This is a genomic window from Arthrobacter sp. TMN-50 (genome assembly GCF_054511125.1).
Map to the genome: position 1 here is coordinate 424,985 of NZ_JBTNDG010000002.1, position 19,046 is coordinate 444,030.

Genomic DNA, 19,046 nt, shown 5'->3' on the forward strand with positions numbered 1-19,046 from the left:
GCTTTGGAAAGGAACAGCTCAATGGAGAGCACCCTCCCCTCAGCCGATTTCATGGGCTTCGAGTCCCTGCTCAGTGCCGCCGAGCGCGCGAAGCTCGACGACGTCCGCGACTTCCTCGTTAAGGAGGTGGCGCCGTCGGCCGAGGACTGGTGGAACAGCGCGGAGTTTCCCATCGAGGTACTCCCCAGACTCGCCGCGCTGAACCTGAGCACCCCGGTGCAGCAGGGGTACAGCTACCTGTTCAGCGGCATGGTGATCGCTGAAATGACGCGAGTCGATACGTCGCTTGCCACCTTTTTCATGGTGCATCACGACCTCTTCGTTGAGGCGCTGCACGAGTTCGGTTCCGAAAACCAGAAAGCCAGGTTGTTGCAGGATGCCATGGACCTCCGGATTACCGGGGCGTTCGCGCTTACCGAGCCGCTCCACGGCTCCGATGTGGCCGGGGGCCTCTCGACCACCGCAACGCGTGACGGCAACACCTGGGTCCTGAACGGTGCCAAACGCTGGATCGGCAACGGCACCTTCTGCGACTACATGCTGCTCTGGGCGAGGGACACCGCTGATGGGAGCATCAGGGGCTTCATTCTCGACGCGACACTCCACGGCGTAACCCGAACGCGGATCGAGAACAAGATTGCCTTGCGTACCGTCCAGAACGCCGACGTGCTGTTGGACAACGTCCGGGTGCCCGAAGCGGACCGGTTTGCGGGTATCAGCACCTTTGCCGACACCCGCCGGTTGCTGCGCGGCTCGCGGATCCTGGTTGGTTGGCAGGCGGTGGGCCAGCAGTTCGCCGCCTTCGACGTCGCCCGCCAGTACGCTGTGGACCGACACCAGTTCGGCCGGCCCATCGGCGGGTTCCAGCTGGTGCAGGAGCAGTTGGTGCGCATGCTCGGCAACACGACCGCCAGCCTGGCCATGATGGCCAGGGTGGCGCAACTACAGGCGGACGGCGGCGGAGACATGCCCCAGGCGGCGCTCGCCAAGGCCTACACGACGGCCCGGATGCGTGAGACCGTCGCCCTGGGACGCGGAATCCTCGGGGGCAACGGGATTACCACCGACTTCCGGATGGCCAAGATCTTCGCCGACGCTGAAGCGATCTACACCTATGAGGGATCCTACGAGATCAACACGCTCATTGTGGGGCGGGCCATCACCGGGCTGTCGGCGATCAACTAAGTCCCCCCAGGGTTTCCCCTTGTACTACCGCCTGCCGTCTGTCGCCTGCCAGCTACTGTCTGCCGACGGGGAGCCGGGTATATCGTGGGGTTTTACGCCTTCGAGATTGGAGCACCATGCCCATCCCCGTCACAGACTTCGCCCACGTTCGACTGACCGTGACCGACATTGACCGGTCCCGCGCGTTCTACGAAGCAGTCTTCGGCTTTGACATCGCGTTCGAGGCTCCGCCCGCTGACGCGGACCAGGAGACCAAGGACCAGTTGGGGTTCCTGTTCGGCGGCGTGATCTACAGCTTCGGGGGCGGCCTGCTGGGTCTACGCCCGGTTGCAACGGCGGGCGACCGGTACGACGAGGACCGTTGCGGGCTCGACCACCTCAGCTTTGCCGTCGCTTCGCGAAGCGAGCTGGATGCTTCGGCTACCCTACTTGATGATCTTGGCGTTGAGCATAGTGGGGTCAAGGATATCGGTGCTGGGTTCATCCTTGAGTTCAGGGACCCGGACAACGCGGCCCTCGAACTGTTCGCCCCGGCAGTCTGAGCGGAACGGCTCACACCGGGAACCCTTGATGGCAGACTTATCCCATGCCGTCATTCCGTGCCCAGCTCGACATTCGGGGTCTGCTCCCGGGGCACGCGCCGGAGGCCGTCATGGACTCAGCACACGCAGCCCTCAGTGCAGCCCATTTGGTGGAGGCGAAGCAGCTTGATGTCGTTGCCGGAACACCGCGGATCACCCTCCGGTTCCTTGTCGAGGAGACCGATTACGAGGCCGGTGCCCGGCAGGCCGTCCGGGCGGCGGTGAACATGCGACACGCGGTGGAGCGGGTAGCTACGGTCGGGCCTCTACGGGTTCTCCGTCGTCGTAGAAATCGATGGGAGCGACTGTAGCCATCTGCCGTGCGCGCAGCGCTCGGCGGTATGCATGATCCACCCGGTGCCGCCTCGATCCGGCGGAGATGATGAGCAGAAAGGCGCTCAGCCCGGCGGCGAATGCGACCGGCGTTGACTGTGGATCACCGAACAACCGCACTGGAACCATGCACGCCAACCCCCAGACCACAGCCACAGCGACCGCGATCCGGCCACGGTCGGTCATGCACAGGGCCATCGCGGCCAGGGTGAGCAGGACCACCCCGATGAGTGCCCAACGCTGGGCGCCCCATCCCAGCCAGTCGACACCCTGAGTAGTCAGCACCGCCGCGATCTGCACGGCGGCGGTGACTCCCGTCCAGCCCAAAAACAGGCCGAGCGGGACATCAACCAGGGCGCCCTCACGACGAGTCTGGGCTGGGTAATGGTTCAGCCAGCGCAGGGAGCCCACCAGGATGGCCAGTAGTAGTACGATCATCGCCAGGCTTGTAGTGGGTCGATTCTGTTGAACGGCCAGGACCCAGGCCGCTGTCACCAGCACCGATGCGGCAACTATCCAGCCGAGTCCGCGATGGCGGGGGCTTCGCCGCTGGGACGGGAACCATTGGTGCGCCGCGTACGCTACCAGGCCGACGCCGATAACCAGCCACAGATAATGCGCGGGTGCTGCCGGGGAGATCAGGGTTGTCCCGGAGTCAAATGTCTTGAGGGGGGCCTCCCGAATATCCGGTCCACCGAAGGCGCCAGCGCTGCTCACTACGCCCAGACCGGCGCCCATCACGACGATGGTCACAGTAATCCGTCGGACCAGATCCAGGTCCCAGGAGCCGATGCCTCCCACGACCGGGGTGTCGCCGTGCCCTCCTCGGCGGGTGGCAGCCCGGGAGGCGCTAGTCCGGTCCCGCGCTAGTGAAGGAGAGCGAACGGCGTCGGCTGCTGTGGTCACTGCTCCGGTTATCGCCGGTGCCGTTGCATTGGCGGCTGGCGCTTGGGTCATGCTGCTGGCGGGTCGTCCTGCCCGGAGCCGGGCCAGTGCCGGTGACATCGAGCCCGGTGCGGGCTCCTCAGCCGCTGCGCGAGGTGGCGGGGATTCCGGCGTTACGGCCGCCAGATTAGTCGGGTTGTCCGGCAGCCGGGGGACGGGCTGAATCGGGGTGCTCATCAGTGGTTCTCACCTTCCGGCGTTGCTTGAGCGCGAGGAACGCAGTAATTACAAGTCCCACCAGAGTACCTATACCCATTCCGAGCAGGGCACTAACCCACAGCGGAAACCCTGTGGTGATGTCGGTGATGTAGCCCAACATGACCAGCCAGGACGACCACAGGATGCCCCCGACGACGGCGCAGGCGAGGAACGGCCGGAGAGGAAGGTTGGCAATACCGGCCGCTGCGACACCCGCCGACCGCCCGGCCGGGAGGAACCTCAGGGCGATTAGCCCGGCATAGGTAGGAGACTTCCCTGCCTTTTCGACCGCGGTACGGATACCGCGGTGGATTCCGCGACCCCACCGGAACCTGTCCAGCCACGAGGTCAGCCGGTTGCGGAACAGCAGGTACAGGATGATGTCACCCAGCCAGCTCCCCAGGGTTGCGACCAGGAGTGCCACCGGCAGGAGCAGGGTGCCCTCGGAGGCCATGGTGCCCGAGGCAATCACCAGAAACTCGGAGGGCACGGCAGGAATGAACACGTCGACGACGACGACGACGAAGGTCAGGGGATGGAACAGCGGCGACCATGCTCCGAGATCGGTGAGATCCACCATTCCAATCTACAGGTGACCGGCGGGATGCGGTCCAGGGCAGCAAAACCGGCTAGGCGAAATCCTGGAGCTGCAGCCGGCTGTCAAAACGCCGGGCGAGGCCGCTGAGGGGGTCGGTGAACGCGATGCTTTTCGCAAGCAACTGGAGCGGTTTGGTGTAGTCGTCAGGCGCCTGGGGGTGCAGCACGGGGTAAAACGGATCATTGACGATGCCCAGGCCCAGCCGGGCCATGTGCAGGCGAAGCTGATGGGTCTTGCCGGTATGCGGGATCAGCCGGTAGCGGCCGCGCCCGTTCCGCTCCTCCGCCAGGTGCACGAGTGTTTCCGTGTTGGGTTCGCCCTCTACCTCCTGAGCGAGCAGGTAGGTGCGGCTCTTCACGATGCGGCTGCGCACCACGCGTGGATGGTCCAGCAGGTCCAGGGTGGGATCAACCGGGGCGGCCGCCTCGTACTCCTTGGAGATGAGCCGGTTCTCGAACAAAAGCTGATAAGCCCCGCGTGTGGCCGGGTTGGTGGAGAACAGCAGGATTCCGGCGGTCAGCCGGTCCAGACGGTGCATCGGGATCAGATCGGGGAGGTCCAGCTGGACCCGCAGCCTGACCAACGCAGACTCGGCCACGTAGCGGCCGCCCGGCGTGGTGGGCAAGAAATGCGGTTTGTCCACAACCAGCAGGTTGTCATCCTGGTGCAGGATTCCCACCTCTACCGGGAGACGTTTCTCGACCGGCAGCTCCCGGTAATACCAGACGAAAGTGTGTTCGGTGAGGGGGGTCGCGCGGGTCAGCCGCTCGCCGTTCAACGCGACCACCTCACCCCGGTCGAAGCGGGCGGCGATCCCTTCAGGATCGACGTGGTCCCAGCGGTCCAGGATGTAGTCGAGCGCGGTTCCCCAGGGACCCTCGGCGGGCAGCCGCAACCGGGTGGCGTTGACGCCGTCGCGGACGGGAAGGGGGGATTGCATCACCCATCAACTGTACGCGCCCGCGCCCTCAGCACCGGCGGCTAACCGCAGCCCACAATCCGGTACAGCGACGCGTCACCTTCCCGGTCCGCGAGCTCAAAGCCTGCCCCGGGTGAGAGGTCATTGAGACCGGAGAAGATTGGCGCCGTCCCGCCGTGGACCGAAGCCGTCCCGAAATCCAGGACAAAGGCCGTGTTGGTGCTCCGCACGGCGTCGCAGACTGCCGGGTTCTGCCTCATCTTGTCCAGCTCGTCGAAGATAAGCCTGGCTTCCGGGCTCACCGGGCTGGTGCCAGCAGGCAGCAGGGCCTTCCTCCCGGCAAAGGCATACGACATTGAAGCACCAGTCAACGGCTGGCCCGCGACCACCGCGTCGGCGGGCACGACGTCCGGCAGCCGCTGCAGGAGCGCCAGCTCGTCCACGGTCAGCAGCCGCGAGTCATCGGTATACCGGTAGTGGAAGGCGGCCTCGCTCACCGCCCGTTGGACGGCAAACAGCGGTGCCGCGGCCAGGCCAATCACCACCAGAACCGCTGTCACCGCTGGCACGAACCAGCCTGGCTCGGGCGTGCTGCGGGTCGCACGGGCATGTTGGAGGCCCCGGATCGCTGAACTGGTCAGCGCCACGCCGCCGATGCTTGCCACCAGGAGTCCCGCGGGGGCGAGCATCGCGCTGATCCTGAAATAGTCGTTGTACCAGGGCCCCGCGACGATCCACCGCAGGGCGGGCTCCTCCTGCCAGCTGCCGAGAACAAACAGTGCGCCCGCCACCAGATACATGACGATGACCCACCGGTGGCTGCGCTGATACAGCACGACGGCGGCCCCCACCGCGGTGAATATCATTGCCAGCAGGGCCACCGGCCGACCCAGAGGGCCGTGGAGCAGGACCTCGGAGATTGCTCCGACGGCGTCACCCGCCTGGGCCCAGTTATCTGAGCTGCTTTCCGCGGGACGGACGATCATCCACAGCACAGTCGAGAACACCACAAACGCGGCTGCGCCAGCGACGGCCGTCAGCCGGCGTCGACCGCTATTTGCACGGGCGGTGCGAGCCGCCACCGAGAGTACAGCTGGCGCCGACAGGGCCAGAAGCCCCAGCAGCGACGACGGGTGGGCCAGCAACAGGCCGGGCAGGAGCCCCACCAGGAGCAGCACGCTCCCGAAGCGTCTCAGCTGCACCTCAGTGCCAGCGCCCACCAGCTGAATGACCAGCCCGAGGGCTGCGGGGAGGATGGCGATGGACAGCATGAACGGGTACACCACACCGAACTCCAACAACAGGTACGGGAAAGAGCTGTAGGCGGTGGAGAGGACACCGGCGACCAGGAGGGGAAGGGCGCGCTCACCGGTCAGCCGGCTGACCAGGAAGAGGCAGCCCACGCTCCAGATCCCGGTGATCAGCACCAGGTTGGTCACGTTGATGGCTGCAGCAAAAGGGACACCTGAGGTGGCGATGACCAGGGAAACGACTGCGTGCCAGCCGGCCGGATAGAACGTTCCATCCCTGGTTCCGAGGTAGCCGAGGGTCAACGACGAGGAATTGGAGGTCTCGGCGATGTAGCGAAGCGCGTTGAGATGGAAGATGTTGTCGTGGGACTGGGCAATGTTTTCGGGACCCCCGAACATCCAAAACATCCACGCCGCCACCGGTACCGCAGCAACCGCCCAGGCGATGAGCACGGTCCTGGTACGGACCTGCGGTTCGGCACCTCCCGCGGTGCTGGCGTGGATCAATTGCCCGACGCTGCGGCGCAGCAGCCACAACGCGCCTGCCACCACCAGGGTGACGCCCAGCACCGGCAGCAGCGACCAGTCGACTCCGGCGAAGGCGGCAACCTCAGCCGCCACCACCACCGCCGTGATGCTGAACGGCCCCGCCAGAGCCAGCAGCGTGAGCCGCCGCAGTCCCAACGCAGCACCCCAGGCCAGACCTGGACCGAAGACCACCGTCAAGGCAACAACAAACGCGGGAAGGGTCGCTGCCCAGCTCATAGGTCCTTTCGGATGGTGGCGAAGATGCTCATTCGGACGCCGCCGGACTGGCCGGCTGGCAATACGGACAGTAGTACAGGTCCCGCAGTTCCAGTTCGTTGTCCCCGAGCTGTTCCAGCGTCACCTTGGTACCGCACCGCAGGCAGCCCCGATGCTCCCGGCCGTAAACCCACAGTGTGTCACCCCTCAGGTTGCCGGTGGTGGCACGGGTGGACCGTGCCTTATTCGCCTCGAGGAGTTTTTTGGCCAGGGCCACCATACGCGGCAGGTCACGAACACCGGCGACCGGAGTCAACGGGTGCACCCCGGCAAGGAAACACAACTCACATCGATACACGTTTCCAATCCCAGCAAGGTTCCGCTGGTCCAGCAGGGCCAACCCGATCGGCCGGTCCGGCTGCGACAGCAAACGGCGTAGTACCTCATCGGGGTCCCAATCCGGTCCGAGGAGGTCGGGACCCAAATAACCGACCGCCTCGTCCTCAGTGGACCGGGCGAGGACTCTCAGGAATCCCAGTTCGAATCCCACTGCCGTGGACTCGGCGGTCTCAAGAATGCAGCGTGCCTTGAACGCCGGGCGGCGCCATTTCGCTCCTCTGGCGTAGATATGCCACAAGCCTTCCATTTTCAGGTGCGAATGGATGGTGAACCCGTCATCGTCGCCCACCCGAATCAGCAGGTGCTTTCCTCGGGCGACCACGTTCTGTATCGTCTCGCCGGTGAAGTCGACGGTGGCGAACCGGGGAACCCGAATGTCGCAGCGGGTCAGCGTGCGGCCAGCCAGGGCAGCGTTCAGTTCGCGGGCTGCCCGCCAGACGGTATCCCCCTCAGGCACGGATCCTCAGCCCCCGCGGGGTGGAATAGAACCCCGCGGCGGTCAACGCGCGTCCCGCCTCGGAGTCCAGGACCGGCTCGCCGTTGACCTTTTCAATGGCCATCTTCTCCGCCGCACCCCGGCGGATCACCGCGACCAGCGCACCAGCTGCCGCGTGCAGGGCCGCCGAGTCCCCGGTGAAAGCCAGCACCGTCTTGCCGCCGCGCTCCACATAAAGGGCGAGTTTGCCGTCCTGCAGGATCACGAGGGCGCCGGCTTTTCGGCCCGGACGGTGCCCGCCGTCGGACGTGGGCCACGCGAGGGCGGCCCCATAGGGATTAGCCGGGTCGGTCGCGGCGAGGGCAATTGAGGAACGCACGACGTCGGGATCCTCACCCGGCCGACGCTCCTGCTGGGCATCGGCCCCGAACGAGCGCAGCCGATCGACCGTGGCGGGGACAGCGAACTGGGCAGCGCCGAGACGCTCGATGAAGTAGCCGCGCCGGCACCGGCCCATTTCCTCAAGGCGGGCCAGCACCTTGTACTGCAGGCCGAAGCCACCGGGGGTGCCTTCGCTCCCGACAGACCCGCGAGTGACAACTCCGTACCGGTCCAGCAGCAGTTCGGCTGTGGCGTGGGCGTGGACTGTGGTTTCCGCCTCGACCGGTGGCAGGACGGTCCACCGGCCGGCGGCCATGGGCGGGGTGCTGCGCTGGTAGCCGCGGACGCCGTCGTCCTTACCGGACACACGCAGGGAGGATCCGGTCAGCGACGCCCCCGGTGCGCGCCCCAGCCGCCCGACCCGCGACGACCGGGCCCGCGGCGGGGCGGCGCGTTGCTTGTGGGCGGTCTTGCCGCCGGCGAGCAGGCTGCGCACCGGCGTGAACGTGTCATTGCTGATCCGGCCAGCCCACACCAGTTCCCACAGGGCGTTGACCACCTCGGTGTCGTTGGGTGGCGCCGCGGAGTCCAGGGATTCGGCGAGCTGCCTGAAGAAGTAGGCACCTCCCCGGCCCAGGAGGTCCAGGAGGTTCAGCTGCAGGGCAGAGGGTTCAAACACCGGGTCCGGCCGAAGGGTGAGCGGTGCGTTCTCGGCCAGGTGCAGGGCGATCCACCCGTCGTTTCCCGGCAGGGAGCCAGCTCCAGACCACACCACCTCGCCGGTGGCGGTGAGCTCGTCGAGCATCGCAGGCGTGTAGTTCCCTATCCGGGAGCCGAGGATCAGGGGCTCCCATGCCGAGGCCGGAATGGGCACTCCCGACAGCTGGTCCACTACGGTGGCCACCCCGTCCAGCCCGCGCAGGCCGGAACCGACGTGCTGCCAGGACGGCAGGAACCTGCCGTACGCGGCGGGATCCACCGGTTCCACTTCCTGTCGCAGCGCGGCCAGGGACCGGCGCCGCAGCCTGCGTAGCACCTCGACGTCACACCATTCGCTGGGTGCTGCAGTGTGGCCGATGGTTTCAGGCGTGCTTTCGGGGAGGGAAGCAACAGGGCGGAACTCGCCCTCGACCACCCGGCCGTCGGCGGCCAGCCGCTGCAGGGCCGTCAACACCACAGCAACGCCGAGGCCGAGCCGCTGTGCCGTTTCGGCTGCGGTGAACGGACCGTGGGTGCGGGCGTAGCGGCCCACCAGATCGCCCAGGGGATCCGCGACGGGCTCGATGAAGGCCAACGGGATGCCCATCGGGAGTGGAACGCCCAGCGCATCACGCAACCGGGCGGCGTCTTCGACGGCCGACCAGCGTTCCTCGCCGGCAATAAAGACTTGCAGCGCCCGATTGGCCTGGGTGAGGTGCGTGAGGAGCGGCCCCACATCGTCGATCGTAGGGGCGTCGCCGGCCTCCTCGGCGGTCTGGAAGCGGTCGGCGACCTCCTGGGTGGTAAGTGGGCCGAGGAGGCGCAGCAGGTCCGCGACGCCTTCGAGGCCGCGGACGGTCCGGTCCGGTGCGAGCCGCTGTAGCTCGCTTTCGGTGGTGGTGATGACCTGCGGATCCAGCAGTTCACGCAACTCCGCACGTCCCAGGAGTTCGTTGAGGAGGGTCGGGTCGAGGGAGAGGGCCGCGGCGCGGCGTTCGGCGAGCGGTGAATCGCCCTCGTAGAGGAAAGAGGCTACGTAGCCGAACAGCATGGAGCGGGCAAACGGCGACGGCTGCGAGGTTGTCGTCTCGACGATCCGCAGCTCCCGGCGCTCGATGCTGGCCGCGATGTCCTTCAGGGCGGGCAGGTCGTAGACGTCCTGCAGACATTCGCGGACCGTTTCGAGCACGATCGGGAACGTGGGGTATTTCCGGGCGACGTCGAGCAGTTGCGCGGAACGCTGGCGTTGCTGCCAGAGCGGGGAGCGCTTACCGGGATTCTGGCGGGGCAGAAGGAGAGCGCGTGCAGCGCACTCGCGGAACCGTGAGGCGAACAGCGCCGAGCCGCCCACCTCGGTGGTGACAATACCGTCTAGTTCCTCGGCGTCGAACAGGAACAGGTCAGCCCCGGGCGGTTCGTCGTCCATCAGCGGCACCCGCAGCACGATGCCGTCGTCTGAGGCCATCGCCGAGCCGTCCATGCCGTACCGCTGCTCAAGGCGGGCCCCGACGGCGAGTGCCCAGGGGGCGTGCACAGGCATGCCAAACGGGCTGTGCAGAATGACGCGCCAGTCGCCAAGCTCGTCGTGGAACCGTTCGACCACCAGGGTGCGATCGTTGGGGACAATTTCGGTGGCTGCCCGCTGTTCGGCGAGGTAGGTCAGCAGGTTGCCCGCCGCCCAGTCGTCGAGCCCGATCGCCTTGCACCGGGCCTGCGCGTCTTCGGGGGTGGCGATAGAGGTCTCGCGGACAAACGCACCGACGGCGCGGCCCAGCTCCACCGGCCGACCCAGAGAGTCACCTTTCCAGAAGGGCAACCGTCCGGGCTGTCCGAACGCCGGGGACACGAGCACCCGGTCGTGGGTGATGTCCTCGATCCGCCAGCTGGTGGCGCCCAGAGCGAACACGTCCCCCACCCGTGACTCGTAGACCATCTCCTCGTCGAGTTCACCCACCCGGCGCCCGCCCTGTTTGCCCCCGGTGCCGGGTTCGGCCGAACCCACCAGGAAGACGCCGAAGAGCCCCCGGTCTGGGATGGTGCCACCGGAGGTGACGGCGAGGCGTTGAGCGCCGGGCCGCCCGGTGATGGTGCCCTCCACCCGGTCCCAGATGATTCGCGGGCGCAGTTCGGCGAACTCGTCGGAGGGGTAACGTCCCGCCAACAGGTCGAGGGTCGCGTCGAACGCGGAGCGTGGCAGGGTGGCGAAGGGCGCCGATCGGCGGACGACGTCGAACCACTCCTCAACGTCGATGGTGCCCAGGGCCGCCGCCGCGACCGTCTGCTGCGCCAGGATGTCCAGCGGGTTGGCGGGGATGTAAAGCGGCTCGATCTTCCCGGCCAGCATCCGCTCAACCGTGACGGCGGTGTTCACCAGGTCGCCACGGTGTTTGGGGAAGAGTACCCCCTGGGACACCTCGCCCACCTGGTGCCCCGCGCGGCCCACCCGCTGCAGCCCGCTGGCCACCGAGTACGGGGACTCCACCTGGACCACCAGGTCAACGGCGCCCATGTCGATTCCCAGTTCCAGCGACGACGTCGCCACCACGCAGCGCAGGCGCCCTGATTTGAGGTCATCCTCGATCAGGGCACGCTGATCCTTGGACACCGACCCGTGGTGGGCGCGCGCCAGCAGCGGTTCAGCGCCCTCGGCCTGACCCGACTGGCCCATCGGCTGTGCTGGTGGTGCTGGCCGGGCAGACGGATCCGTGTCATCACCCGGGGACACCCTCGCCGCAGCGGCTTCCACCCGGTCGGCGTGAATCTCGTTCAAACGGGCAGTGAGTCGTTCCGCCAGTCGGCGCGAATTGGCAAACACAATGGTGGAACGGTTGGCCTGAATCAGGTCGACGATCTTCTCTTCGACGTGCGGCCAAATGCTGCCCTGCGGGACGGCATCGGCGTCGTCGTCTCCGGTGTTCTGGGTCGGGGGGCCGCCGAGCTCGGTCATATCCTCGACCGGCACGGTGACCGTCAGGTCCCACTGCTTTTTCGAGGGGGGTGCCACGATCTGGACCGGTGCGTTGCCACCCAGGAAACGGGCGACCGTCTCCTGCGGTTCAACGGTGGCGGAGAGTCCGATACGCTGCACAGGCTTCTCGAGCAGCGCATCCAGCCGGGCAAGGGAGACCGCAAGATGAGCCCCCCGTTTGGAACCGGCGACCGCGTGGACCTCATCGACAATGACGGTGTCGACGTCGGTCAGCGTCTCCCGCGCCTTGGAGGTCAACATGAGGAACAGTGACTCGGGCGTGGTGATAAGGATGTCCGGTGGCCGGGTCAGCAGGGCACGCCGGTCCGCCTGCGAGGTGTCACCCGACCGCACCCCCACGGTGATGACCGGCGCCGGAAGGCCCAGCCGTTTCGCTGTCTGGGTGATGCCGATCATCGGGGCGCGCAGGTTGCGTTCGACGTCGACGCCCAACGCCTTCAAGGGCGAGATGTAGAGCACCCGGGTGCCCCGCTTCTTTGCTGGCGTTCCCTTGGTCGTCGGCGTCGCCCTGGCGGCAGTCTCGGCCTCGGCGGTGCCGGAGGCGATGAACTTGTCCAGCGCCCAGAGGAACGCCGCGAGAGTCTTGCCGGAACCGGTGGGGGCAATGACCAGTGCGTTAGCGCCAGCCGAGATGGCGTTCCAGGCCCCTTCCTGCGCGGAGGTGGGCGCGGCAAAAGCCCCCGCAAACCACTGATGGGTTGCGGGAGTGAACTTTTCCAGCACCGACGTCACCGATTCATCATCTCCCAGGCGGCTGACATTTTGTGACGCAGCGGTCCCAAGCTCCCCTATCCCCGACAAAGCAGGGGTGGCTGCCTTTTTGTGGGCGGCGCGCCCGACGACACGCTCGAGTCCCAAGAGGGCCCTTTGAAGAGCTGGACTACATGGCCACGACGGGGCCGACAGTCATCAGGATGATGCCCCCGTCGGCGCACCCAAACGACTCCTGGGCTGCCACGAGAGAGTCTGTGGCATCCGGTGGGTAGACCAGCACCCCTACGGTGTCGGTAATGGCGCAGCTGTCACCGTAGTTCTGAGCGTTGGTCTGCTGGAGGGTGGCGATCGCGGATTGTCCCGGTTGCAATACGACTGCCGCGGCGTTGACGCCAGGTTCGCGGTCTGCGGGGGCGCCAACCTGCGTCCCCGACGCATCCACATAGGACACCCCCGGGTAACCGGTCATGGTGCATTCGGCGTCAGACGTATTCGAGAGGATGAGGTTGCGCGTCGCGGTACCGGCGCTCCCGGCACCCATCGGAGTTTCCACGGTGGCCGACAAATCGGCAGCGGTGCAGGTCCGGCCGGCGGGGGCGGCGGAAGAGGTGGGCTCCTCGGCAGCCTCCTCGGTGGGATCTTCGGTGGGGTTGGCTGAGACCATAGGCTGGGACGCCTCCGCGGACGCCTCCGGCGAGGGTGACTCGCTCGCTTCCTCCGTCGGTTCAGCGGCAGGCGCTGCGGAGGTGGTTTTTGCGGCCGCCGGGGCGGTCGTTTCCTGGTCGGTGGAGCTGGATGTTCCACATCCTGCAATCAAAGCGATGGAACTGAGGGCCGCGAAGACGACGGCGGCGGTGGACGAAGTCCGTGTGTGGATACCCATGGACTCACCTTCGCCGGTGTTTGCCCCTGCGTCAATCGGCCGCAGTAATGAGACGGACGATTGACGCAGGGATCGTTACAGACTCTTACCCGCTGCTGCTATTTGGTGTTGCGGGTCCGGATCAGGGCGAGTGCACCCGCTACCAGACCGAGCAGGCCGGCGGCAAGCGCTACCCAGACCACCGGCTGGGTCGCCGTGGATTCGGTTGAGGAGGCCTGCTCTGCATCGGCCGCGGCGTCGGGGGCTGCTTCGGGGCCATGTCCGCCTTCCTCGGTCTCGGCGGTGGTGACGAAGGATGGCGCAGGGCTTTCGGGTTCGTCGGCGCCTTCCTCGGCTATCTCATCCCAGCTGGACACGCTGCCATCTGTGTAAGTCTGGATGGCGGGCAGGGTTACTGTGGTTCCGGCTTCCGGAAGCCGGCCGACTGACAGGGAAAAGACCTGGTATTCGTCGGCCGATAGTCCGGCCGTTTCACTGTCAGCAGTCCAGGTCACTGACAGCACACCCTCGGTGAGAGTGGCGCCGTCAATCTCGACCGGTTCGGGAAGCTCCCCGCGGACTACCTCGGCAGTCCACCCTTCTACCGGCTTCGCCCGGACGGAGGTGAAGGGAGTGTCTGTGGGCAGCTGAATTTCGATTTTTTCGGTCAGCGCTGTGTCGGATTCGCTGGGTACTGCGAAGTTGAGCTGGGTGTAACCGCCAGCGGTGGTACTGGTTGGGCTCACGTTCACGTGGGCCGATGCGGTCCCGAGCCCGAGGGCCATCAGCCCAGCGGTGGTGACGGCGAGTGCTGAGGTGGTGACGGTTCTGCGTGCTGAAGCTTTCATGAGGTATGCCTTTCAGGATACTGTCCGGGCGCGCGGAGCTCAGGACAGCAAAAAATGGGTTGAGGGGATGGTAGATCAGCCCCCAAAGCCTGCGTCTGTCAGGCGGGGGAGAAGACGGGGATTGATGCCAGTGGTGGCCCACGCAGGGGAGGAATGTCCCGTAGGGCGCGAACAGTGCGAAGCACCGGCACCGAGGGGAAGGCGGGAATTCGTGGGGCTGGGACGAGGGCGAGGGGGTGGGGCAGGCGCAGCAGTGGAACGAGCCAACCCGCGGCGCGCCGGAGGGCGGATTCGCCCCGTTGGAGCATGAACCCCGTAACGACGACGGCCGCCGCGTGGAGCGCTAGCATCCTCACATCGGTGTGGGCGGTCTCGGCGTGACCCTGAAAGCTGCTTGACGGGCAGGAAACCGCCTGCACGGCGTGGTGACGGGCCGGAGCGGCGGTGCACGCCGTCGCTGTCGTCGTGAGCCTTAAGGCGTGGTGCAGTAGCAGCTGCCCCAAGCCCAGGAGAAGTAGGAGGGCGGGAAGCGATAATGCTTTTTTTGCAATCACAGTGACCGCCAAGAGCGTTGCCGACCCCAGCGCGGCAACGATCAACGGGGCTGGGAGGTTTCCCCCGCCAATAACGTGCGCCCCGGCAGCAAGGGCGAGGACAACCGCTGACGTCGAAGAGGACCGGACCAAGCGAAATGGTTCCGGTGCGCCGCTCATCGTCCTCCCTGCATCATGTGGTTGGCCGCGCTCATACTGCGGACAAAGGGCTACCCGCCCTACCTAAGGGTATTCGACGTGGTGGGGTGGTCGGCTTGGTGGGAAAGGTTACTCGTGGTGGTAGGGGCGCCCCGACGCGATCTCCTGCGCGCGGTAAAGCTGTTCGGCGAGAATCAACCGGACCAGTTGATGAGGAAAAACGAGGGGCGATAGTGACCAGACCAGATTGGCGCGGGCGTGGACAGACGGGTCCACGCCGTAAGCGCCGCCGATGATCAGGATCACCGTGCATGCGCCGTCGATGGGTCGCTGAAGGGTTTGGGCCAGGCCAGGGGAGTCCAGGGCTTTGCCGCGTTCGTCAAGGAGGATTACGAAGTCGCTGGCAGTGAGCTTCGCCAGCAACCGCTCAGATTCTTCCCGGCGGGCGGCGTCGTTCTCCCTCGCTGAATGGGGAATGAGCTGCCAGGTCAAGTCGAAGGGCTTTTTGAGCCGCTTCTCATAGCGCGCGATGCCGTCGCTGACCCACGCTTCATGCTTCTTGCCGACTGCCAGTATCCTCAATGCCACATGGGCAAGACTACAAGGGTGCGCCTGCGCCTCGTGGAGAATGAAACTATGGCCCACCGACAGCGCGGAGTAGTGCGAACACCCGCCGAAAAGACCTGCGCGTCCTGTGGGAGACGGATGGAATGGCGTGCCAAATGGGCAGGGAATTGGGATGAGGTGCGCTACTGCTCGGCGGGGCGACTGTGATCGTCTCGAGGAGCCCGCGCGGCGGGCAGCCCGGAGGCTGGTTGGTTCCGGTCAGGTCGAGATCATCCAGGGCGGTTCAGTTGTTGATCCTTCCACCGCCAAGGGGCCCTTCCGCATCCGGAAAGCGCGGTAGGCGGCATCGGTTTAGGGAGACAAAACAAAACCCCCACTTCCCTATGTCTATCAGGGATGCAGGGGTCTTGCCATCACGCGGTGACGGTGGGATTTGAACCCACGTTGGCTTTCACCAAACAACATTTCGAGTGTTGCACCTTCGGCCGCTCGGACACGTCACCAACGCGATTACTTTACCGGCTGGCGGGCCCAAGCCCCAAAACGTTAGAGATCGACGACGTCGTTCTTGCCTGGATCGGCGCGCTCGCCGGTCATCAGGCCCTTGGCGATCTTGAAGGCCGAGATGATCTTCGGGGAGTCGAGCGTCCAGTACTCGGCAGTGTCAGCGTCGACCCTAATCAATGCGACCGACGGATCCTCCTTACCATTCTCGAACCACGGCTCCACCGAGGCACTCCACAGTTCATTGATCTTGGCCGGGTCCTTGGTGAGGGACGCGGTGCCAGCGATCGAGACGTAACCCTTGCCGCTGCGGATCGACACGTTCACCTGAGAGTTAGCGCGGATCTCGTCGGCCTTGGGTGAGGGGTCATCGGTGAAGAACCATAGATCGCCGTCGAACTCGGCCTTCTGCACCGCCAACGGGCGGCTGACCAGCTGGCCCTCCCCGTTGGTCGTGGTGAGGATCGCGATGTCAGCGTCCTTCAACACCTTATTCAGTTCTTTCATGCCGTCCTGCTGCGAGTTCATCAAACTACTCCTTAACACTATGCGGCTCTACCGGATTTAGTCAGCCTACGCACTACTTGGTGTGTGCGATACCGTCTCAGCGCCTAGCGAAACTCCGCTGGCCCGGCCCCACGGAGTCACCCTTCATTGCGCCGGGTACTGAAAAAGATCTTCAGCAACTCGGCGCATTCGTCCTCCCGTACTCCAGGAATGACTTCGGTCCAATGATTGAGCCGCCGTTCCCGCAGGATGTCAAAGACCGACCCGGCGGCGCCCGCCTTGGCATCCCAGGCACCGAACACGACGAGAGGAATGCGGGCGAGCACTGACGCCCCCGCGCACATGGCGCACGGCTCAAGCGTGACGACAAGGGTGCAGTCCTCCAGCCTCCAGCTGCCGACCGCCGCGGCGGCCCGCCGGAGGGCCAGCACCTCCGCGTGGGCGGTCGGATCGCCCGTTGCTTCCCGCTCGTTCCATCCGGTCCCCAGAATCTCGCCCGTCGGACCAATGACGACGGCGCCGATCGGCACATCCGCGGTCGCCAGCGTTTGGCGGGCGGCATCCAGTGCCAAGGCCATCCACTGGGAATGGAGCGGGTTGGTGGGCGGGGGGTTCAGCGGCATGTTCCCAATGATACTTTTGAGCTATGCGCGTACTGGTTGTAGATCATCCCCTTGTGGCCCACAAACTCACCGTCCTACGGGATAAGAACACGGCATCGCCGGTGTTCCGGCAGCTGACCGAAGAACTAGTGACGCTGCTTGCCTACGAGGCGACCCGCAATGTCCGGGTGGAGCCCGTCGAGATCGAGACGCCGGTCACCACCACGATTGGGACCGGACTCGTTAAGCCCACCCCGCTCGTGGTCCCAATCCTTCGGGCAGGCCTGGGCATGCTCGAGGGTATGACCCGGTTGGTCCCCACAGCCGAGGTGGGCTTCCTGGGAATGGCTCGCAACGAGGAAACCCTTGAGGCCATCACCTATGCGGAGCGGCTCCCCGATGATCTGACCGGCCGTCAGATCTTCGTCCTCGATCCGATGCTGGCAACCGGTGGCACCCTACGCGAGGCCATCAAGTTCCTGTTCAAACGCGGCGCCGCCGACGTTACCTGCATCTGCCTCCTGGCCGCCCCCGAGGGTCTCGCAGCACTGCAGGCCGAGCTGGACGACGCCAACGTGACCATCGTGCTCGCGTCTATCGACGAGAAACTGAACGAAAACGCCTACATCGTGCCCGGCCTCGGCGACGCTGGCGACCGCCTGTACGGCGTCGTCGGCTAGTCACCCCGGCCCTGGCCCCTTCCGGTGAGCAACCCGGACTGCGGGGGTCAACCTCGGCTTGGGTGAGGGGTATTCCGCCCACCGATGTCTAGATTCCTCACCGGACCGAGGTTCGTGGCGGCTGGTACTCGATCTGCGGGCTATCGCTGGACGAATGATGACTAGAGCGCGCTCTCGATAGATAAAGCGACGTATCCAAAGCCTGCTTAGCGACCTCCGGGAACGATCTGTCCAGTGTCGATTCAACCCTCATGCCACCTCGCGCAGCATTGTTACTTGTGCGTAAAGGAATGTGACGTGCAATAATTTGTAATGTGTTTACCCACTCGTCGGCATCTCCAGTCGCAACTTCCGCAGCAGGCACGCAACCTGTACGTGGAACGCACTGGTGTCGAATGCATGCGTAACGGCATACCCAGACCCGTACGCCCCTTTTAGCCCAACGGCGGGCTCCATGAAGCCATCCCGACCGGGCATACCCCCGCATTCGTGCCGTGATGACGGCCATCCACGTAGAGGCAAGCCATACATGTCAGTAGCATCTGGATACGTCCACATTTCCCTTCGCAGCGCGCAAGCCCGCGCTAATTTCCAGGGCCGGTCCCACCAGCCGAGCCCATCCTTCGTCCCCTATGGCGAAGTCCCGGCTCAGGACCAGTCGCCGTCTCGGTACCGACCGCTCCAGGCAGTGCCCGGCGGTGCGGAACCCGGCCAGCCCGACACAGCGCCCACCCCCGTAGTCACACCGAACGGCGTCCCGGGACCCCAGCCAGTCTCCGGGGACACCACCGCGCGGGGATTTGTGCTCTACGTTGCACTGGATGAGGAGACCGCAGCGAGTAGCGGAACAACACTGACCAAATTGGCGCAGGATGTCCGGGCCCATGTTCGGTCACTCGTGCCGCAGGCCCAGAGTCACGCGGCTGTTGCGTTGGCTCCGGCCGACGCCGCGGGCAGCGATATCGACGTCGTCCGTCGGGCCCTCGGCGATCCGACAGTCACCCGCCGTGCTCTCACGCCAACATTGCCCGCCGCACCGCGCTCTACCGGCGTGCTGATTGACCTTTCCCGGCGGGAAGTTCATCTTGACGGCGACACCCTGAACCTCACCTTTAAAGAGTTTGAACTGCTGAACTACCTGGTCGAAAATGGGACCCGCACAGTAGGTCGGGAGGAACTTCTTAGTGGACTGTGGCGTAACGCCGAAGAGGTGCCCAACGAACGCACCATCGACGTCCACATTCGTCGGCTGCGCTCGAAGCTCGGTCGGCTGGCGAACACGGTCAGGACGGTCAGAGGACAGGGCTACCGGTTCTATGAGCACCCCGAAGTGATTGTTTGGGCGGCCCCCGAATACTCCATCTGATGGGCCTCGACCCGCCCGAATCGGCGGGTAGGGTGCCTGGGGTGGTG

Annotated in this window: 17 protein-coding genes, 1 tRNA gene and 1 pseudogene; 6 read left to right on the top strand and 13 right to left on the bottom strand. The window is 65.6% G+C overall.

The window, feature by feature from the left end:
* Positions 1-21: 21 nt before the first annotated feature.
* The 3 genes from ACX80A_RS06015 (at position 22) to ACX80A_RS06025 (ending at position 2,077) form a co-directional block, all read left to right on the top strand.
* A complete protein-coding gene (locus ACX80A_RS06015; protein WP_459258766.1) occupies positions 22-1,185 on the top strand; it encodes an acyl-CoA dehydrogenase family protein in 1,164 nt (387 codons plus the stop codon).
* 116 nt (positions 1,186-1,301) lie between these two features.
* Positions 1,302-1,727 carry a VOC family protein gene (locus ACX80A_RS06020; protein WP_459258767.1) on the top strand — a complete coding sequence of 142 codons (426 nt, stop codon included), beginning with the start codon at positions 1,302-1,304 and terminating at the stop codon, positions 1,725-1,727.
* A 44-nt stretch (positions 1,728-1,771) separates the two neighbouring features.
* Entirely contained in the window at positions 1,772-2,077 is a 306-nt protein-coding gene (locus tag ACX80A_RS06025; RefSeq protein WP_459258768.1) for a hypothetical protein, read from the top strand.
* Here the strand turns inward: ACX80A_RS06025 and ACX80A_RS06030 are convergent.
* The 10 genes from ACX80A_RS06030 to rlmH all read right to left on the bottom strand — a co-directional run bounded on the left by ACX80A_RS06030 (position 2,019) and on the right by rlmH (position 15,361).
* Positions 2,019-3,221, bottom strand: a complete 1,203-nt coding sequence (locus ACX80A_RS06030; protein WP_459258769.1) for a hypothetical protein — start codon at positions 3,219-3,221, stop codon at positions 2,019-2,021. The two genes, ACX80A_RS06025 and ACX80A_RS06030, sit on opposite strands and share 59 nt — an antisense overlap.
* A complete protein-coding gene (locus ACX80A_RS06035; protein ID WP_459258770.1) occupies positions 3,172-3,819 on the bottom strand; it encodes a DedA family protein in 648 nt (215 codons plus the stop codon). Before ACX80A_RS06035 ends, ACX80A_RS06030 begins: the two co-directional genes overlap by 50 nt.
* A gap of 52 nt (positions 3,820-3,871) precedes the next feature.
* Positions 3,872-4,780: an RluA family pseudouridine synthase gene (locus ACX80A_RS06040; protein ID WP_459258836.1), complete on the bottom strand. Its 909-nt coding sequence runs from the start codon at positions 4,778-4,780 to the stop codon at positions 3,872-3,874.
* A gap of 41 nt (positions 4,781-4,821) precedes the next feature.
* Positions 4,822-6,774, bottom strand: a complete 1,953-nt coding sequence (locus ACX80A_RS06045; RefSeq protein ID WP_459258771.1) for a DUF6541 family protein — start codon at positions 6,772-6,774, stop codon at positions 4,822-4,824.
* A gap of 28 nt (positions 6,775-6,802) precedes the next feature.
* Entirely contained in the window at positions 6,803-7,609 is an 807-nt protein-coding gene (locus ACX80A_RS06050; RefSeq protein ID WP_459258772.1) for an Fpg/Nei family DNA glycosylase, read from the bottom strand.
* The gene (locus ACX80A_RS06055) at positions 7,602-12,407 is read right to left on the bottom strand and encodes an ATP-dependent helicase (protein ID WP_459258837.1); all 4,806 of its coding nucleotides are present in this window, start codon (positions 12,405-12,407) and stop codon (positions 7,602-7,604) included. The genes ACX80A_RS06050 and ACX80A_RS06055 overlap by 8 nt, the downstream gene beginning before the upstream one ends.
* Positions 12,408-12,537: 130 nt before the next feature.
* The gene (locus ACX80A_RS06060; RefSeq protein ID WP_459258773.1) at positions 12,538-13,254 is read right to left on the bottom strand and encodes a DUF4232 domain-containing protein; all 717 of its coding nucleotides are present in this window, start codon (positions 13,252-13,254) and stop codon (positions 12,538-12,540) included.
* A 98-nt stretch (positions 13,255-13,352) separates the two neighbouring features.
* Entirely contained in the window at positions 13,353-14,081 is a 729-nt protein-coding gene (locus ACX80A_RS06065) for a YcnI family copper-binding membrane protein (RefSeq protein WP_459258774.1), read from the bottom strand.
* 98 nt (positions 14,082-14,179) lie between these two features.
* Positions 14,180-14,794 (bottom strand): hypothetical protein, encoded by a 615-nt coding sequence (locus ACX80A_RS06070; protein ID WP_459258775.1) that lies wholly within the window; start codon positions 14,792-14,794, stop codon positions 14,180-14,182.
* 108 nt (positions 14,795-14,902) lie between these two features.
* Positions 14,903-15,361 (bottom strand): 23S rRNA (pseudouridine(1915)-N(3))-methyltransferase RlmH, encoded by a 459-nt coding sequence (rlmH, locus tag ACX80A_RS06075; RefSeq protein ID WP_459258776.1) that lies wholly within the window; start codon positions 15,359-15,361, stop codon positions 14,903-14,905.
* 48 nt (positions 15,362-15,409) lie between these two features.
* Between rlmH and ACX80A_RS06080 the strand changes: the two are divergent.
* Positions 15,410-15,680: pseudogene (locus tag ACX80A_RS06080) on the top strand (DUF2256 domain-containing protein).
* 78 nt (positions 15,681-15,758) lie between these two features.
* Here the strand turns inward: ACX80A_RS06080 and ACX80A_RS06085 are convergent.
* From ACX80A_RS06085 to tadA, 3 genes are all read right to left on the bottom strand, one after another.
* A tRNA-Ser gene (locus ACX80A_RS06085) sits at positions 15,759-15,843 on the bottom strand.
* Positions 15,844-15,886: 43 nt separating this feature from the next.
* Complete coding sequence (locus ACX80A_RS06090) at positions 15,887-16,372, bottom strand: pyridoxamine 5'-phosphate oxidase family protein (RefSeq protein ID WP_459258777.1); 486 nt, start codon at positions 16,370-16,372, stop codon at positions 15,887-15,889.
* Positions 16,373-16,488: 116 nt separating this feature from the next.
* Entirely contained in the window at positions 16,489-16,974 is a 486-nt protein-coding gene (gene tadA / locus ACX80A_RS06095; RefSeq protein WP_459258778.1) for a tRNA adenosine(34) deaminase TadA, read from the bottom strand.
* Positions 16,975-16,997: 23 nt separating this feature from the next.
* Between tadA and upp the strand changes: the two genes are divergently transcribed.
* Entirely contained in the window at positions 16,998-17,633 is a 636-nt protein-coding gene (gene upp / locus ACX80A_RS06100) for a uracil phosphoribosyltransferase (RefSeq protein ID WP_459258779.1), read from the top strand.
* A 529-nt stretch (positions 17,634-18,162) separates the two neighbouring features.
* Positions 18,163-18,999 (top strand): winged helix-turn-helix domain-containing protein, encoded by an 837-nt coding sequence (locus ACX80A_RS06105; RefSeq protein ID WP_459258780.1) that lies wholly within the window; start codon positions 18,163-18,165, stop codon positions 18,997-18,999.
* Positions 19,000-19,046: the final 47 nt, after the last annotated feature.